Annotated in this window: 12 protein-coding genes; 5 read left to right on the forward strand and 7 right to left on the reverse strand. The window is 53.0% G+C overall.

Annotated features, from left to right (window positions below; all coding sequences use genetic code 11):
- The first annotated feature begins 49 nt into the window (after positions 1 to 49).
- Positions 50 to 964: a drug/metabolite exporter YedA gene (gene yedA, locus ACJ9Y9_RS15075; protein WP_028019601.1), complete on the forward strand. Its 915-nt coding sequence runs from the start codon at positions 50 to 52 to the stop codon at positions 962 to 964.
- On the opposite strand, the gene ACJ9Y9_RS15080 is transcribed toward yedA, so the two are convergent.
- The 4 genes from ACJ9Y9_RS15080 to drpB all read right to left on the reverse strand — a co-directional run bounded on the left by ACJ9Y9_RS15080 (position 936) and on the right by drpB (position 3,907).
- On the reverse strand, positions 936 to 1,427 hold the full coding sequence (locus ACJ9Y9_RS15080) for a very short patch repair endonuclease (protein WP_028019602.1): 492 nt from the start codon (positions 1,425 to 1,427) through the stop codon (positions 936 to 938). The two genes, yedA and ACJ9Y9_RS15080, sit on opposite strands and share 29 nt — an antisense overlap.
- A complete protein-coding gene (locus tag ACJ9Y9_RS15085; protein WP_028019603.1) occupies positions 1,408 to 2,823 on the reverse strand; it encodes a DNA cytosine methyltransferase in 1,416 nt (471 codons plus the stop codon). Before ACJ9Y9_RS15085 ends, ACJ9Y9_RS15080 begins: the two co-directional genes overlap by 20 nt.
- Before the next feature lie 61 nt (positions 2,824 to 2,884).
- Positions 2,885 to 3,586, reverse strand: a complete 702-nt coding sequence (locus tag ACJ9Y9_RS15090; RefSeq protein WP_028019604.1) for a phosphohydrolase — start codon at positions 3,584 to 3,586, stop codon at positions 2,885 to 2,887.
- Between the two features lie 51 nt (positions 3,587 to 3,637).
- A complete protein-coding gene (drpB, locus tag ACJ9Y9_RS15095) occupies positions 3,638 to 3,907 on the reverse strand; it encodes a cell division protein DrpB (protein ID WP_028019605.1) in 270 nt (89 codons plus the stop codon).
- 435 nt (positions 3,908 to 4,342) lie between these two features.
- On the opposite strand from drpB, the gene ompC reads away from it, so the two are divergent.
- On the forward strand, positions 4,343 to 5,506 hold the full coding sequence (ompC, locus tag ACJ9Y9_RS15100) for a porin OmpC (protein ID WP_028019606.1): 1,164 nt from the start codon (positions 4,343 to 4,345) through the stop codon (positions 5,504 to 5,506).
- Between the two features lie 55 nt (positions 5,507 to 5,561).
- On the opposite strand, the gene ACJ9Y9_RS15105 is transcribed toward ompC, so the two are convergent.
- Entirely contained in the window at positions 5,562 to 6,425 is an 864-nt protein-coding gene (locus ACJ9Y9_RS15105; RefSeq protein WP_028019607.1) for an N-acetylmuramic acid 6-phosphate etherase, read from the reverse strand.
- A gap of 165 nt (positions 6,426 to 6,590) precedes the next feature.
- On the opposite strand from ACJ9Y9_RS15105, the gene ACJ9Y9_RS15110 reads away from it, so the two are divergent.
- Positions 6,591 to 8,207: a sensor histidine kinase gene (locus ACJ9Y9_RS15110; RefSeq protein WP_028019608.1), complete on the forward strand. Its 1,617-nt coding sequence runs from the start codon at positions 6,591 to 6,593 to the stop codon at positions 8,205 to 8,207.
- The gene (gene dcuR / locus ACJ9Y9_RS15115) at positions 8,204 to 8,923 is read left to right on the forward strand and encodes a two-component system response regulator DcuR (protein WP_028019609.1); all 720 of its coding nucleotides are present in this window, start codon (positions 8,204 to 8,206) and stop codon (positions 8,921 to 8,923) included. The genes ACJ9Y9_RS15110 and dcuR overlap by 4 nt, the downstream gene beginning before the upstream one ends.
- On the opposite strand, the gene ACJ9Y9_RS15120 is transcribed toward dcuR, so the two are convergent.
- Positions 8,904 to 9,866, reverse strand: a complete 963-nt coding sequence (locus ACJ9Y9_RS15120) for an FAD:protein FMN transferase (protein ID WP_028019610.1) — start codon at positions 9,864 to 9,866, stop codon at positions 8,904 to 8,906. The genes dcuR and ACJ9Y9_RS15120 overlap by 20 nt on opposite strands.
- Before the next feature lie 94 nt (positions 9,867 to 9,960).
- The gene (locus ACJ9Y9_RS15125) at positions 9,961 to 12,741 is read right to left on the reverse strand and encodes a flavocytochrome c (protein ID WP_028019611.1); all 2,781 of its coding nucleotides are present in this window, start codon (positions 12,739 to 12,741) and stop codon (positions 9,961 to 9,963) included.
- A 608-nt stretch (positions 12,742 to 13,349) separates the two neighbouring features.
- Between ACJ9Y9_RS15125 and ACJ9Y9_RS15130 the strand changes: the two genes are divergently transcribed.
- Positions 13,350 to 14,858 carry an anion permease gene (locus ACJ9Y9_RS15130; protein ID WP_023325580.1) on the forward strand — a complete coding sequence of 503 codons (1,509 nt, stop codon included), beginning with the start codon at positions 13,350 to 13,352 and terminating at the stop codon, positions 14,856 to 14,858.
- The last annotated feature ends 39 nt before the right edge of the window (positions 14,859 to 14,897 follow it).

Raw genomic sequence — 14,897 nt, forward strand, 5'->3', positions numbered from 1 at the left:
AGTTTTCGCGTTTACTATCAGCGACCTTTTTATTTCGTCGTGAGGGATTATGCGTTTCCGGCAATTGCTACCGCTCATTGGGGCACTTTTTTCACTGTATATCATTTGGGGTTCAACCTACTTTGTCATTCGCATCGGGGTAGAAAGCTGGCCGCCGCTGATGATGGCGGGTATTCGCTTCCTCTCGGCTGGGGTGCTTCTGCTGGCATTCCTGCTGCTACGCGGTCATAAACTTCCCCCACTTCGCCCGCTGCTTAATGCTGCATTGATTGGTCTGCTGCTGTTGGCCGTGGGCAATGGTTTTGTGACCATTGCCGAGCACCAGAATGTACCGTCAGGGATCGCCGCCGTGGTTGTGGCCACCGTCCCGCTGTTTACCCTCTGTTTTAGCCGCCTTTTTGGCATTCGTACCCGCAAACTGGAATGGCTGGGGATTGGCATCGGGCTTGCTGGCATTATTCTGCTCAACAGCGGCGGTAATCTGAGCGGGAACCCATGGGGCGCCGTGATTATTCTGATCGGCTCTATGAGCTGGGCGTTCGGTTCCGTATACGGCTCCCGTATTGAGCTGCCCTCCGGCATGATGGCTGGCGCAATAGAGATGCTCGCTGCGGGGATTGTGCTCTTACTCGCCTCAACGCTGACGGGAGAAAAGCTGACGACAATGCCGGGTCTGTCGGGCTTTCTGGCAGTCGGTTATCTGGCGCTGTTTGGATCGCTCATCGCCATTAATGCCTACATGTTCCTGATCCGCAATGTTTCTCCGGCCGTCGCCACCAGCTATGCCTATGTCAACCCGGTCGTGGCCGTGCTGCTCGGCACAGGATTGGGCGGTGAAACGCTCTCGTCGGTAGAATGGCTGGCACTCGGGGTGATTGTTTTTGCTGTTGTGCTGGTCACGCTGGGCAAATATTTGCTGCCTGCCAAACCGGTTGTCACACCTTGCGAGGTGGAAAAACCGTAAGCGGATGAATACCCTGTGTGTCGATCTGCGCGGTCTGACCGCCGCCGCAGATCCACTCTCCCAGCCGTTCCGTAAGATCGGCATCGTTCAGTTTTAATCTGCCTCTCAGGGCACACTCCCAGACGATCAGCACTCGCCAGCCCTGAGCAATAAGCGTGGTGAGATCCCGGTTGTCACGATCAACGTTCTTACCAATTTTCTCCAGCCAGAAATCGGTGCGTGTCGCCGGAACCTTGAACAAGTAGCAGTCGTGATGATGCCAGAAACAGCCGTGGGTAAAGATGATGCACTGGTACGCGTCTACAACGAAGTCCGGGCGACCCGCAAGCGAAGGATCCTGCACGCGGAAATCAACGCCGGCCTGCGTCAGAAGCGCGGCCAGGCGTTTTTCAATTGCGGAATCACGCGTGCCGATGGCACGCATGTTTTTACTGCGTGTTGCTTTATCGTGAACATCCGTCATTGACGGCCTCACTCTGACGTAGCGCCACAGCCTGTTTGATGCGGGAGGCCAGCAGTTTTGCCACCGCCGCAAACGCGGGAACCACCACAGAATTACCAAACTGGCGATAAGCCTGCGTGTCCGAAACCGGAATGCGGAAGCTGTAGCCTTGCGGGGTTTCAAACCCCATTAACCGGGCGCATTCCCGAGGCGTTAAGCGCCGTGGACGATGACGCTGGTTGTCCGGGTCGTCGAAATTCTGCTCGCCAAGCGCCTTGTCCCAGCCTCTGTCGATCAGAATTTCTGCACCATCTTTATAGTAGCGGGCAGAAAGCGTGCGGGTGACGCTGTGCGGATCGTTTGGGTTGACCATCCCAAAACCGAAGCCGTTGCCCTTCGCCTGATGTTTTTTGGCATAGCGGTAGAGGTATTTCCACAGCACCGGAGTGAGGATAAATTTCGCGTCGACGACAGGCTCCAGCAGCTCAGCCACGGTGGGACGGTGCGCCGGATATAAAGAAGGAATATCACGCAGGGTGAAATCCCCCTTCAGATTGAGATCGCGGCGGAAACCCACAAGCACGATTCGTTCGCGATGCTGGGGCAGAAAATGTTTCCCATCAATGATTTTTGGGTCATCCGCGCCCATGTCCTGTGAGTCGGCCACGTCATAGCCCAACTCGTCCAGCGTTTGCATGATGATGCGGAAGGTTTTTCCACTATCATGGCTCTTTAGATTCTTGACGTTTTCCAGCACAAAAATCGCCGGGCGTCGGGCGTCAATAATGCGGGCCACATCAAAAAACAGCGTTCCCTGGGTATCACAGGCGAAACCGTGGGCGCGTCCGAGGGCGTTCTTTTTCGAGACGCCCGCCAGGGAGAAAGGCTGGCACGGGAAACCCGCCAACAGCACATCATGCGCCGGGATCGTCTGGCGAATGTGCTCCGCGGCTTGTGCATCGCTCACGCCACTTTTATGGCTCAGGGTGACATCGCGGATATCCGCGTTGAAATGATGTTCATGGGGATCGCAGTACCAGTTTGCTTTGTAGGTGCGCACAGCATGTTTGTTCCACTCGCTGGTAAACACGCACTGACCGCCGATGGCTTCAAAGCCGTGTCGGATGCCACCGATACCGGCAAACAGATCGATAAAGCGGAAAGCATAGTTCGGGTGCGCGGCTGAAGGGCGTGGAAGCAGGCTCTGCAGGTAACGAAACTCGCCTTCGCTCAGGCGACGCCCTGCCCGCTCGCTGGTCAGCAGTCTTTTCAGGATTGCCGGGCTCCAGTGGCTCTCACCGTGTGCCACCAGCTGATTTGCCAGGGTTTTAGCATCATAGATATCTAACAACTGGTGCAATAACGCCTGCACCGTTGCCGTTGATTTCTCAGCCTGCTCAGGTGCGGGCTCAGTCACTGATCGATTTTCCTGCATTCTTTTAACCGGACAATAAAGACTGGAAACAGATTACCACAGTTCATTTGCGCAAACTGCGACGGAAGCGGCTCTGAACCTGGCTATCCAGCCCGATGCAGTCGCCGTGTAATTCGGCACTGAGTTTCGCCATAAACTGGATCAGAAAATCGGCGTTGTGATGCGCGAGCTCGCGCCCGACATCCGTTTGCATTGTATCAGGCAAGCGCAACAGCTTGGTCTGAAAATGGTCAAGGGCAAATGCCCGGTCATCAAGCGCTCGTGCATCGGCGAACGGATCGTCAGCATCAAACAGTGCCACCCCCAAAGCGCCTGACACGGCAAAGACTCGCGCCAGACCGATGGCACCCAGTGCTTCCAGACGGTCTGCATCCTGGACAATTTTGGCCTCAATACTTTGCGGCGTCAGCCCGGCGCTGAAACTGTGTGCCTCGATGGCATGTTCCACTGCGGCATAGCATTCGGACGGAAAATCAGGGAAATCGCATTGCAGAATGCTACGTGTCTTACGCGCCGCCAGACGGGATGACTGACTGCGTTCCGGATGGTTTTTCGGCAGGCTAACGATGTCATGAAAATAACATGCGGTCAGGACAACCAGCGGATCAACCGTCTGGTTGCCCATAATTTTTTGCGCGGTCATCCAGACACGACGAAAGTGTGAAATATCATGAGCGGCGTCGTCGGTCGTGTGGTTTTCGTCGAGCCAGCGTTCAAAGCGGTGCTGCCACTGCGTAAGTTCCATGATCACATCCTGTCGGTGAAACGGTAACAATAGCAACTTTCCCCGCTGCTATCACCGGTTGTCCTGACGGGGACGCGTATACCAGGCAATCGCGCCCAGAATCAGACCGACGGTGCCCAGCACCATAAACCCCAGAATGGCTCCAAGCCACTTCCCGCTGGTCGACCCTAAATCACCGTCAGCCACGGTATCAGGCAGTGATGGAATTTTACTTACCACCCACGCGTAGCGCGCCATAGCCCAGACAAAGTAACCGCAAAATGCGTAGAACACCCACAGAGCCAGTTTGCCTCCCAGGCTGCGTTCAATTTTTCGTTCCATCTTTATCCTTCACTCCACGATAGCTGCACTATCGTTTTCACCTGCTCACTTAGTTTTGTGACAATCATCACATTTTGTCATTAAACGCGGCAGTGTGGGAAGATTTCTTACGCTCAGTTTGCGTTAAGTTGATCTCAGGCAAGATTAACGGTTGTGTTATTTTTGCTCTGAAAGGGCGAAATATATAATTTCAAGAAATTATAAAAATGAAATAATAATAGCGTGAAATACTTAATAATAATTAACCCCTATATGTTCAATCGAATAATTCACAAGAAAAATAAAGCGACATTTAGAAATATTTTGCAATATTTATACGACTTTAATTACATTTATTTTTGAACCAAAATAACAATCCATAGAATAGTATCAGCCATGTAATTGCGGAGGGCAATTACATATATTCATATAAATTATCTTTAAAGGGAATATATAATGAAAAGAAAAGTTCTGGCACTTCTTGTACCCGCTTTATTAATGGCTGGCGCGGTAAATGCGGCAGAGATGTACAATAAAAACGGCAACAAAGTTGACCTGTATGGCAAAGTCGATGCACGTCATACCTTCTCTGACAACCCAGGTGACGACGGCGATGAAACCTATGTACAGATTGGTTTCAAAGGTGAAACTCAGATTACTCGCGATCTGATCGGTTACGGCCAGTGGGAATATAAAACCTACGCAAATGATACTGAAGGCGCGGGTGATAAATCCTTTAACCGTCTGGCATATGCAGGTCTGAAATATGGTGAATACGGTTCATTTGATTATGGCCGTAATTACGGCGTCGTGTACGACGTTGAAGCCTGGACCGATATGCTGCCGGTATTTGGCGGTGATTCTTACACCTGGACCGATAACTTTATGAATGGCCGTGCTAACGGTCTGGCGACTTATCGTAATAATGATTTCTTTGGTCTGGTTGATGGTCTGAATTTTGCGCTGCAATATCAGGGCGCGAATGAAGGTCAGTATGCTCAAGAAGACCAGGAAGGCACGAAAAATGGTCATAAAGATGTGCGTTTCCAGAATGGCGACGGCTTCGGTATGTCGACCTCCTACGACTTCTCTGGCGACCTGTCCGGCCTGAGCCTGGGTGCGGCGTACTCGTCTTCTGATCGTACTAACGAACAGGAAGCGGCAGGCCAATACAGCGCGCGTTATGCTAGCGGTAAAACTGCTGAAGCGTGGACCATCGGTGCCAAATACGATGCCAATAGCATCTATCTGGCGATGATGTATGCTGAAACCCGCAATATGACACCATACGGTGATTATGGTATCGCAGATCAGACCCAGAACTTCGAAGCGGTTGCCCAGTACCAGTTCGACTTCGGCCTGCGTCCATCCCTGGCATGGGTATACTCCAAGGGCAAGGACATGACTTACCCAGGCAACGCTAGCCACCCTCAGGGTCAGCATGGTGACATGGACCTGGTTAACTATATCGACCTGGGTATGACCTACAGCTTTAACAAGAATTTCTCTACCTATGTTGACTACAAAATCAACATGCTGGATAACGATGAAAGCTTCTACGAAGCAAACGGTATTTCCACCGATGACATCGTTGGCATCGGTATGACCTACCAGTTCTAATATCTAAAATACTAAAGCCCGCTTTCGCGGGCTTTTTTATGCCATTTGTCAGGCTCTACGGCGCTTCCTGCAACGCCACGCGAATAAATCCGTTATTCTGCGCCAGTAGCTCATGGGCTTTCCAGGCATCCAGCCCTGTCAGCACCATCAATACCGCTGTTTTACAGTTATGGTTACACCCTTCCAGCGCGGCTTTCGCCTCCGCCCGGGTACATCCGCCTGCTTCCATCACTATTGCGATTTGTCGCTCGGCCCATTTGGTATTGCTTGCCTCAAGATCCACACGCAGGTTGCTGTATGCGCGACCGGTTCGGACGGCCAATCCGGTAGCAATCATCGAGAGGATCATTTTCTGCGCAATCCCCGCTTTGGTATTGATATAGCCTGCGACCACATCAGCACCCAGTTCCGGGGCAATCACCATGCTCGCCAGTTGCGCCGCTTCACTTTGCGCGTCGCCGGTAATGACAGCAACCGAAGAGCCCAGCGACCATGCATGCCGCATCGCGCCCCAAACCCACGGTGTTTTTCCGCTAATGGTCACCGCCAGCATCATATCGTGTTCGCCAAAGGTGATGGCCTGCAGGTCGGCAACGCCACGCTCATAGCTTCCTTCTCCCTCGCCTGCTGTAACGGCAATGACAGGAGTTTTACCCGGAGCATATTCATCCGCTACCTGTTGCGCGACACGGCCCGACGGGCCTGCGCCAACAATGACTAAACGACCACCGTGGCTGAGGGTCGCGGCGGCGTTATCCACCACGCGGGCGATAGTTGTTAAACAGGGGGTAATAGCAGCAGTGATAAGTGCATCATCCTGGTGAATGACTTTCAGCATGTCCAGCGTGGACAATCTATCAATATTCATCGTGCTGGCGTGCCGTCTTTCCTTGACCGAACCGGTAAGCATAATGCTCATAAACAGCCTCCTTATTATGAGTACCCACACACTATAAAGTGTTTTATATGGATGACATGCGAGGAGGGTCACGAAAAGAGGAGCAAATCCACGCCTTTACATGGCTTTAAGAAAAGCGTGTCATCGGCGATAATTACCCCCTTTCTTAATCATCGCGGAGTGTTGATGAGCGATTTGCAGCCTTTCCTTCTGACGCGCAAGCGCCCCATGAAACTGAATACGCTGGTCACGTTGATGGTATGCGCGATTATTGCCTCTGTGCTGCTGGTGGTCTTTGCACTCTATTCAGTACAAATTACCCGGGCGACCCGCGATGATGTTAAAGATACCGCTCTGGGTATCGCCCGAACGCTGGCTAACAGCCCGGAGATCCAGCGAGGCCTGATGCAGCCCCCGCAGGCAGATATCATTCAGCCCATCGCCAAAGCCGTTACCCAACGCAACGATCTGCTGCTCACGGTGGTGACTGACATGCGGGGGATTCGTTACTCGCACCCGAACGAAGCGCTGATCGGCCTGCACTTTATTGGTAATGACCTCGAGCCTGCGCTGGAAGGTAAAGAGAATGTCTCCGTAAACCGTGGTGCGCTCGCCGAAGCGCTCCGTGTTTTCACCCCTGTTTATGATAGCCAGCACGATCAGATCGGTGTGGTGGTGGTCGGTATCTCTCTCAAAAAAGTGGAAGATCAGATCGCCCGTGGACGGATGAACGCCGTCTGGACCATCTTATTCAGTATCTTTATGAGTTCCATGGCGATTTGGGGTCTGGTTCGGGTACTGAAACGCATCCTGTTCGGGCTCGAACCCTACGAAATCTCCGCATTGTTCGAACAGCGTCAGGCAATGCTGCAGTCGCTCCGTGAAGGGGTGCTGGCTGTCGATATTCATGGCCGGGTGACGATGATTAATCAAACCGCCAGAGAGATTTTACTCCTGCCCTCAGGGAAGCAGACTGAAAACGCCAGCGCGCCGCTGCTGGCCAGCCTGCGGGAAGTCTCGAAAACGGGTATTGCCCGCCAGGATCAGGAGATCAGCTGTAACGGGCGGCTGTTGCTGTGCAACATGGTGCCAGTCAAAAGCCAGGATCGGGTGATCGGCGCGATCACCACCTTCCGCGATAAAACGGAAATCAGCCAGCTGATGCAGCGGATTGATGGCATGGTCAGTTACGTCGACGCCCTGCGCACCCATACACATGAGTTTATGAACAAACTGCACGTGATCCTTGGCCTGCTGCACATGAAACGCTACGACAAGCTGGAAGAGTACATCATCCAGACCGCGCACAATTACCAGACAGATATCGGTGAGATACAGAGCAAGGTAAAATCTCCGGTGATTGCGGGGTTCCTGCTGGGTAAAATAAACCGGGCGAAAGAAGCGGGCGTCACCCTGTCGCTGGCCGATGAGTGCCAGATTCCGGATACCGCCAGTGAAGAGCAGGTTGCAGTGCTGATCACCGCGCTGGGTAACCTTATTGAAAACGCACTCGACGCGATGGAAGGACAGCAGGAAGGCGAAATCACTCTGCTGTTGCATTATCAGAATGGCTGGCTCAGTTGTGAAGTCAGTGATGATGGCCCCGGTATTGATCCCACTCAGCTGGAGGCTATTTTTACAAAGGGATTCTCAACCAAAGGTGAAAACCGCGGTGTTGGGTTGTTCCTTGCTCGCCAGCAAATCCAGAACCTGGGCGGAGACATCTCCGTCGAGTCTGAGCCTGGTGTCTTTACCCAATTTTTTGTTCACATCCCCTGGGATAGCGAGAGGAATATCGCGTGATAAATGTATTAATTGTCGATGATGATGCCATGGTAGCTGACCTCAACCGTCTGTACGTCAACCGTGTTGAAGGCTTTAGCTGCTGCGGAGTCGCCTCTACGCTCAACCAGGCCGAGGCCTTTATCAATAACCCCAACCAGCCTGTCGACCTGGTGCTGCTGGACGTTTATATGCAGCAGGATAACGGGCTGGATCTGTTGCCCGTTATTCGCGCTTCGGGCCGCCCGATTGATGTTATTATGATCTCCTCCGCTGCTGACGCCGCCACGATCCAGACCTCCATCCATTACGGCGTGATGGATTATCTGATTAAACCGTTCCAGTTCCCACGCTTTGAAGAGGCACTAAACGGCTGGAAGGCGAAGCACAGTCTGATGGGATCGCACCAGTACTACGAGCAGGCCGACGTTGACAGACTGATCCACGGCGGAGCGCCAGAGCTGGCGGACAGCAAAAAGCTGCCGAAAGGGTTAACGCCGCAGACGCTGCGCACGATTTGTCAGTGGATTGATGCCCATCCGGAGACAGAATTCTCCACCGATGACCTGGCAGGCGCGGTCAATATCTCCCGCGTATCTTGCCGCAAATATCTGATCTGGCTGGCGCAAATCAACATTTTGTTCACCAGCATTCACTACGGTGCCACCGGGCGTCCGGTGTATCGCTACCGCCTCCAGCCGGAACAAACAGGCCTGCTCAAGCAGTATTGTCAGTAACGCAGTAGCTGTTATCCAGCAAGGTAAACCGGAAGTGGTGCGCTGAAGAGAGCACCACTTCTTTTGTTTTTGTCACAAAGATAGCTTCAATATCGGGGCGCGCGCGCAGCGTTGCACACCCCTTCTCTACGCCCATGCCGTACATCAACGTGGTCCAGATATCTCCATCAATGGAGTTTTTAGAAATGATGGTCACGCTATCCAGTTCGTTATCCAGGGGATACCCGGTGCGCGGATCGAGAATGTGGTGGTAGCGTTTGCCGTTTTGTTCAAAGTAGCGTTCGTATGTTCCGGACGTCACGACTGACATGTTCTCGACCGTCATCGTGCCGATCAACGCATCCCCGGCGAACGGTTTTTTGAACCCCACGCTCCAGCCCCCTTCCGGCGAGCCTAATGTCTGGATATTGCCGCCGAGGTTAATCAGCCCCAGATCGGCCCCCTCTTTGTGCAGATAATCCCGAACTCTGTCGGCGATATATCCTTTGGCGATGGCCCCCAGATCGATTTCCATACCCGTGCTGGTCAGAAAAACGCTGCTGCGAGCCTCATCAAGGATGACATCATCAGGACGGGTAATCGCCAGCAGTGACTCTAATTCATCGGCAGGCGGAACGCTGTCTCCCTGAAAACCAATTTTCCAGCGCTTCACCAGCGGGCCAATGGCCAGGTTAAAGGCGCTGTCCTTGAGGAGGCTTGCCGCTTTTGCACAGCGGATCAGTTCAAATACGGGTCGGCTGACGGTGACCGGATGCTGGCCTGCTGCATGGTTGATATCCATGACCTGCGAGTGCGCGCGGTTGACGGTGAGCAGATCTTCATACTGTTTGATCAGGCGAAACACGCGGGAAGCGAGGGCTTCGTCATGGGAGAAGAGTTTCAGGAGGATGGGTGAGCCCATCAGGACAGCGGAGTAGCTATAAACGCGATGGCTATCAGGCATAGGATGTATCCTCAAATGTAGCCCCGGCAAGCACCGCGCCGCCGGGGAATATGCCGGATGGCGCTGCGCTTATCCGGCCTGAGAAACAGGTGCCTTACCTCTTTTTCGAACGCATAGCCGCCTGGTGTCCAGCCAGAGTACCAAAAATAATGATATCTGCCACTGCGTTACCACCGATACGGTTACCGCCGTGGATCCCGCCGACCACTTCACCGGCAGCAAACGCCCCAGGCAGTACGTTGTGGTTGCTGTCCAGTACGCAGGTTTCGGTGTTGATGGTCACGCCGCCCATGGTGTGGTGTACGCCTGGTGCAATCTGAATGGCGTAGAACGGCCCTTCGTTGATTGGCGCACGCAACGCAGTGGTACGGCCGAAATCATCGTCGTGCTGTTTTTCAACAAAGCCGTTGTAGCGCTCAAGGGTTGCCAGGAACTGGTGGTAATCCATCCCCAGGGCCTCAGCCAGTGCTTTTGGTGAGCTGGCGCTGGTCACAAATCCTTTGGCGATATACTCATCTGCGGCTTTGTTTTTGGCACGAACATGTTCATCAAAGACGATGTAAGCGTATTTCTCTGGCAGCGCGATGATTGACGCGGAGACTTTATCGCGGGTCGACATCTCATTGAAGAAGCGATTCCCCTGCTGGTTCACCAGAATCGCCCCGCCGCCGCGGATAGATTCGGAAATCAGATACGATGTTTTCTGCTCAACGGTTGGGTGGATCTGGATTTCTCCCATATCAACGGTGCCTGCACCAATACGTTCCAGCAGCGCGATACCGCCACCGGTCGCCCCTTTGTGGTTGGTGGTAACGAAACCTTCCAGGTCCGGACGGTATTTCACCACCATCTGGCTGTTGGCACTGAAACCGCCGGTGGCAACAATGACACTTTTGGTTGCTACGGTAATAGTTTCATTCTCTTCGGTGGTCAGGCGCACGCCGGTGACTTCACCGTTTTCGAAGATAATATCGCTGACGGAGGTGTCCAGCATGACGTCGATGTTGCGTTTGTTGACGTTACGCACCAGACCGCTAATCAGGTAGCCACCCACCGCAGAGCCGTCTTTTGGACGGTGAGTACGGTCGATGCTCATCCCGCCGGTGGTGGTGATGTCGTTTAGCATAATGCCGCGTGTTGCCAGCCACTCAATCGCCTGCGGCGCGTTCTCAACAAAGCGGCGCAGCAGTTCCGGGTTGTTCTTGTTACCGCCGCCTTTCAGGCTTTCCTGGTAGAACAGCTCTTTGCTGTCCTGAATGCCCTTCACGCGCTGGAAGCGGGTTTCGGCGGCGTTCATCCCGGCAGAGGCTTTAATGGTGTTCCCACCGATGGTTGGCATTTTCTCAACAATCAGCACGCTTGCACCTTCGTCGTGAGCCTGGATGGCGGCGGCCAGACCGGCACCACCGCTACCAACCACCACCACGTCCACGCTGCGGGTTTCATTCGGGTCGGCGCCCTCTTCTGCGGCCAGCGCTTTGCTGGATTTCAGCATTGCTTTCGAGACCGCTTTCTTCACCGCCTCACTCTGGCTGGTTGCACCAGTGATGGCATCCACATGCGGGGTGTTGGCATCCAGAATGCGGGTACGGATCTCTTCAAAGCTGGTGACAAACTCAACGTCTTCGCTCGGACCCGATGCGAGTTCGATATCCGCAATGCGGTCGGTCTCCAGGCTGACGTTAATCACCAGCTCGTTAGCATCGTCCTGCACTTTCTCAACAAAGGTGCCCGGTTTGAATTTCGATTCACCCATGCTCATGTCGCGGATCATCGCTTCCACCAGCGAGAAGCGCCACAGCGGTTCAGGGATGTTCAGCTCTTCACGTTTGGTGCTGTCCATAAACAGCTCAAGGTTTTCACCGGCCGCGATGCGGTCAGTCCAGTCCGGGTAAGCGATGGTGGCGCGGCCAACGGCAATCAGGTCGTAACCGTGGTCCAGCGCTTCATTCACGTCTGACACATTCACCACGCCGCCCACGCCCATGACTGGAATTTGCGCCAGGGTCTCAGAGCGCAGGGTGCAGTATTTTTCGATAAGCGGAGTCGGGTCCTGGGTATCAACAATAGAAGGACGCAGAGTGGCACCCACGGAGAAGTGCAGATAATCCACACCGCGCGCAGCCAGTTTCTCCAGCAGGTACATGGTGTCTTCAAAGCGGATACCCGGCACTTCCAGCTCTTCAGGGGAGAAGCGATAGCCAATAATAAACGCGTCGTCCGCGTACTGGCGCACCATTTTGTGAGTAATTTCCAGCACCGCCAGCGGGAATTTCGCACGGTTATCACGGCTGCCGCCCCATTCGTCCGTGCGCTGGTTTGAGTTCGGGGAGTAGAACTGCTGGATCAGATAGGTATTGGCCCCGTGGATCTCGACACCGTCAAAACCGGCCTGAATCGCGCGGCGCACGGCTTCACCAAACTTACCGATCATGCCTTCGACTTCGGCAGTGGTCAGCGCAACCGGTGTCGCGGCACCGTCACGTGGAGCGGCAACTGCGCTTGGCCCTACCGGCGTACGGCCACCGATCAGTTTCGGGTCAACCATACGGCCGCCGTGGTAGATCTGCAGCAGGGCTTTAGAACCCTTAGATTTAATTGCCTCAGCGATTTTCGCCAGCCCGGCGATTTTCTCGTCATTATCAATACCGATCGCACCCGGGAAGGCAAGACCGAGATCGTCGACAAAGCAACACTCAACAATAATGGTGCCAATGCTGCCGGAACGGGCCCGATAGTACTCCACCAGCTCGCTGGTCACCGTACCGTCATAGTAGCCGGTACAGGTTGTCATTGGGGCCATTAACAAACGGTTTTTCAGTTCGGTACCATTCGGTAATGTGAAGGAACTCAGAATGCGTTCGTTAGTGCTCATAATAGAAAACTCCAAACTTTTAAAAATTAAGAATTCGTTATCGGATTGATTTTTTATTTCGTCGTTTTTTGCCGATGTCATGATATTAATATAATGATTTTTTTAGTTTCTAAAGTTATTACGTTAGTTAAAAAACTATTTAATCCCTGCAATAACACAAATAACACATTGGTGTTAGCGAATGTAATTCAGTCATTCACAATAATTTAAAATACGTTAAATAAAAATTGGTAAAACCAATTTCCACATAAATAATAAAACAATTAAAAACAACAATATACAAAACAAATCAAACATAAATGTTACGAAAATGATAAAACAAACCAATAAAACACGTAATACCCACATACGACTGAGTGGTTATTAATAAAAGAATAAAAATAACGCTGCTATTCTTTTTTTTTGATCGTGATCAATAGTTATGGCATCCAAAAGCGCAATATAAAAACATCATCATTTTTTAATTTAGCGCAATCAAAAATGCGTTAAATCGCTATTACTGAAAATACAAAATCGCACCTTTAATAACTAAAAAAAGCAAAGAAACTTAAGAAAGCCATTTTGTTTTTCAGTACGACCGAATTTTTGACAACTTAAGACGTGAAACTATGAATACAAAAACTGCTGTAACGCCCCCTGTGGCGAACCAGGCATCAAATGGAAACGCAAAACGTCTGCTGATGATGGCACTGCCCGTCATCGTCGCCGTACTGCTGCTGTTTGTTCCGGTACCAGAAGGGCTGCCTCCTTACGCATGGCACTACTTCGCCATCTTTGTCGGTGTGATCGTTGGTTTGATCTTCGAACCGCTGCCGGGCGCGGTGATTGGTCTGACGGGCGTGGTCGCCATTGCGCTCTGTAGCCAGTGGGTGCTGTTCAGCCCCGAACAGCTGGCCGACCCGAAATTCAAGCTGGCCGGTGCCTCTTTTAAATGGGCCGTGAGCGGTTTTGGTAACTCTACCGTCTGGCTGATTTTCGGCGCTTTTATGTTCGCCGCTGGTTATGATAAAACCCGCTTCGGACGCCGTCTGGCGCTGATTCTGGTGAAGTATCTTGGCCGTCGCAGCCTGACGCTCGGTTACGCCATTACCTTCGCAGATTTGCTGCTGGCACCGTTCACACCGTCCAACACCGCGCGTAGCGGCGGGACCATCTACCCGATTATCGCTAACCTTCCGCCGCTGTATGGTTCAAAACCAAACGATCCAAGCGCGCGTAAAATTGGTTCGTATCTGATGTGGGTGGCGATCACTGCAGCCTGTATTACTAGCTCAATGTTCCTCTCCGCACTCGCGCCGAACCTGCTGGCGCTGGCGCTGGTGAAAAGTACGGTTGGGATTGATATCTCCTGGGGTACCTGGTTCCTCGCCTTCCTGCCGCTGGGCATCCTGTTGATCCTGACCATGCCGCTGCTGGCCTACTGGTTCTACCCGCCAGAAGTCAAAGTGAACAACGAAGTGCCGCTGTGGGCGACCCGTGAGCTGGAAAAACTGGGCAAACTGTCCCGCAACGAAATCCTGCTGCTGGTATTCGTCTGCTGTGCACTGCTGATGTGGATTTTCGCTGCCGCATGGATTGAACCTGCCATGGCTGCCCTGCTCATCGTCGGCCTGATGCTGTGGACCGGCGTGCTGGAGTGGAACGATATCACCGGCAACAAAGCCGCGTGGAACACCTTCGTCTGGTTCGCCACCCTGGTTGCGCTGGCGGATGGCCTCTCGTCTACCGGCTTTATCAGCTGGCTGGGTAAAGAAGGTGGTCTGTTAATGAGCGGGATCTCACCGGGTGTTGCGACCATCGTTCTGCTGCTGGCGTTCTACCTGCTGCACTACCTGTTTGCCAGCACCACCGCGCACACCACCGCGCTGCTGCCAGCGATGCTGACCATCGCCTCCACCATTCCTGGTATGAATATGGAAGTGTTTGTTCTGCTGATGGTGACCTCGCTGGGCGTGATGGGGATCATCACCCCGTACGGTACCGGCCCAAGCCCGATTTACTATGGTAGTGGCTACCTGCCAACCAAAGACTACTGGCGCCTCGGCACCATCTTCGGTGCCATTTTCCTGGCGGCCCTGCTGCTGATTGGTTATCCGTGGATGTCCATGATGTTCTGATTCCTGACCGCCGGGCTCATCCTCCGGCGGTTTTATTTT

This window comes from Enterobacter sp. CPE_E1241 (assembly GCF_045618265.1).
Lineage (GTDB): Bacteria > Pseudomonadota > Gammaproteobacteria > Enterobacterales > Enterobacteriaceae > Enterobacter > Enterobacter adelaidei.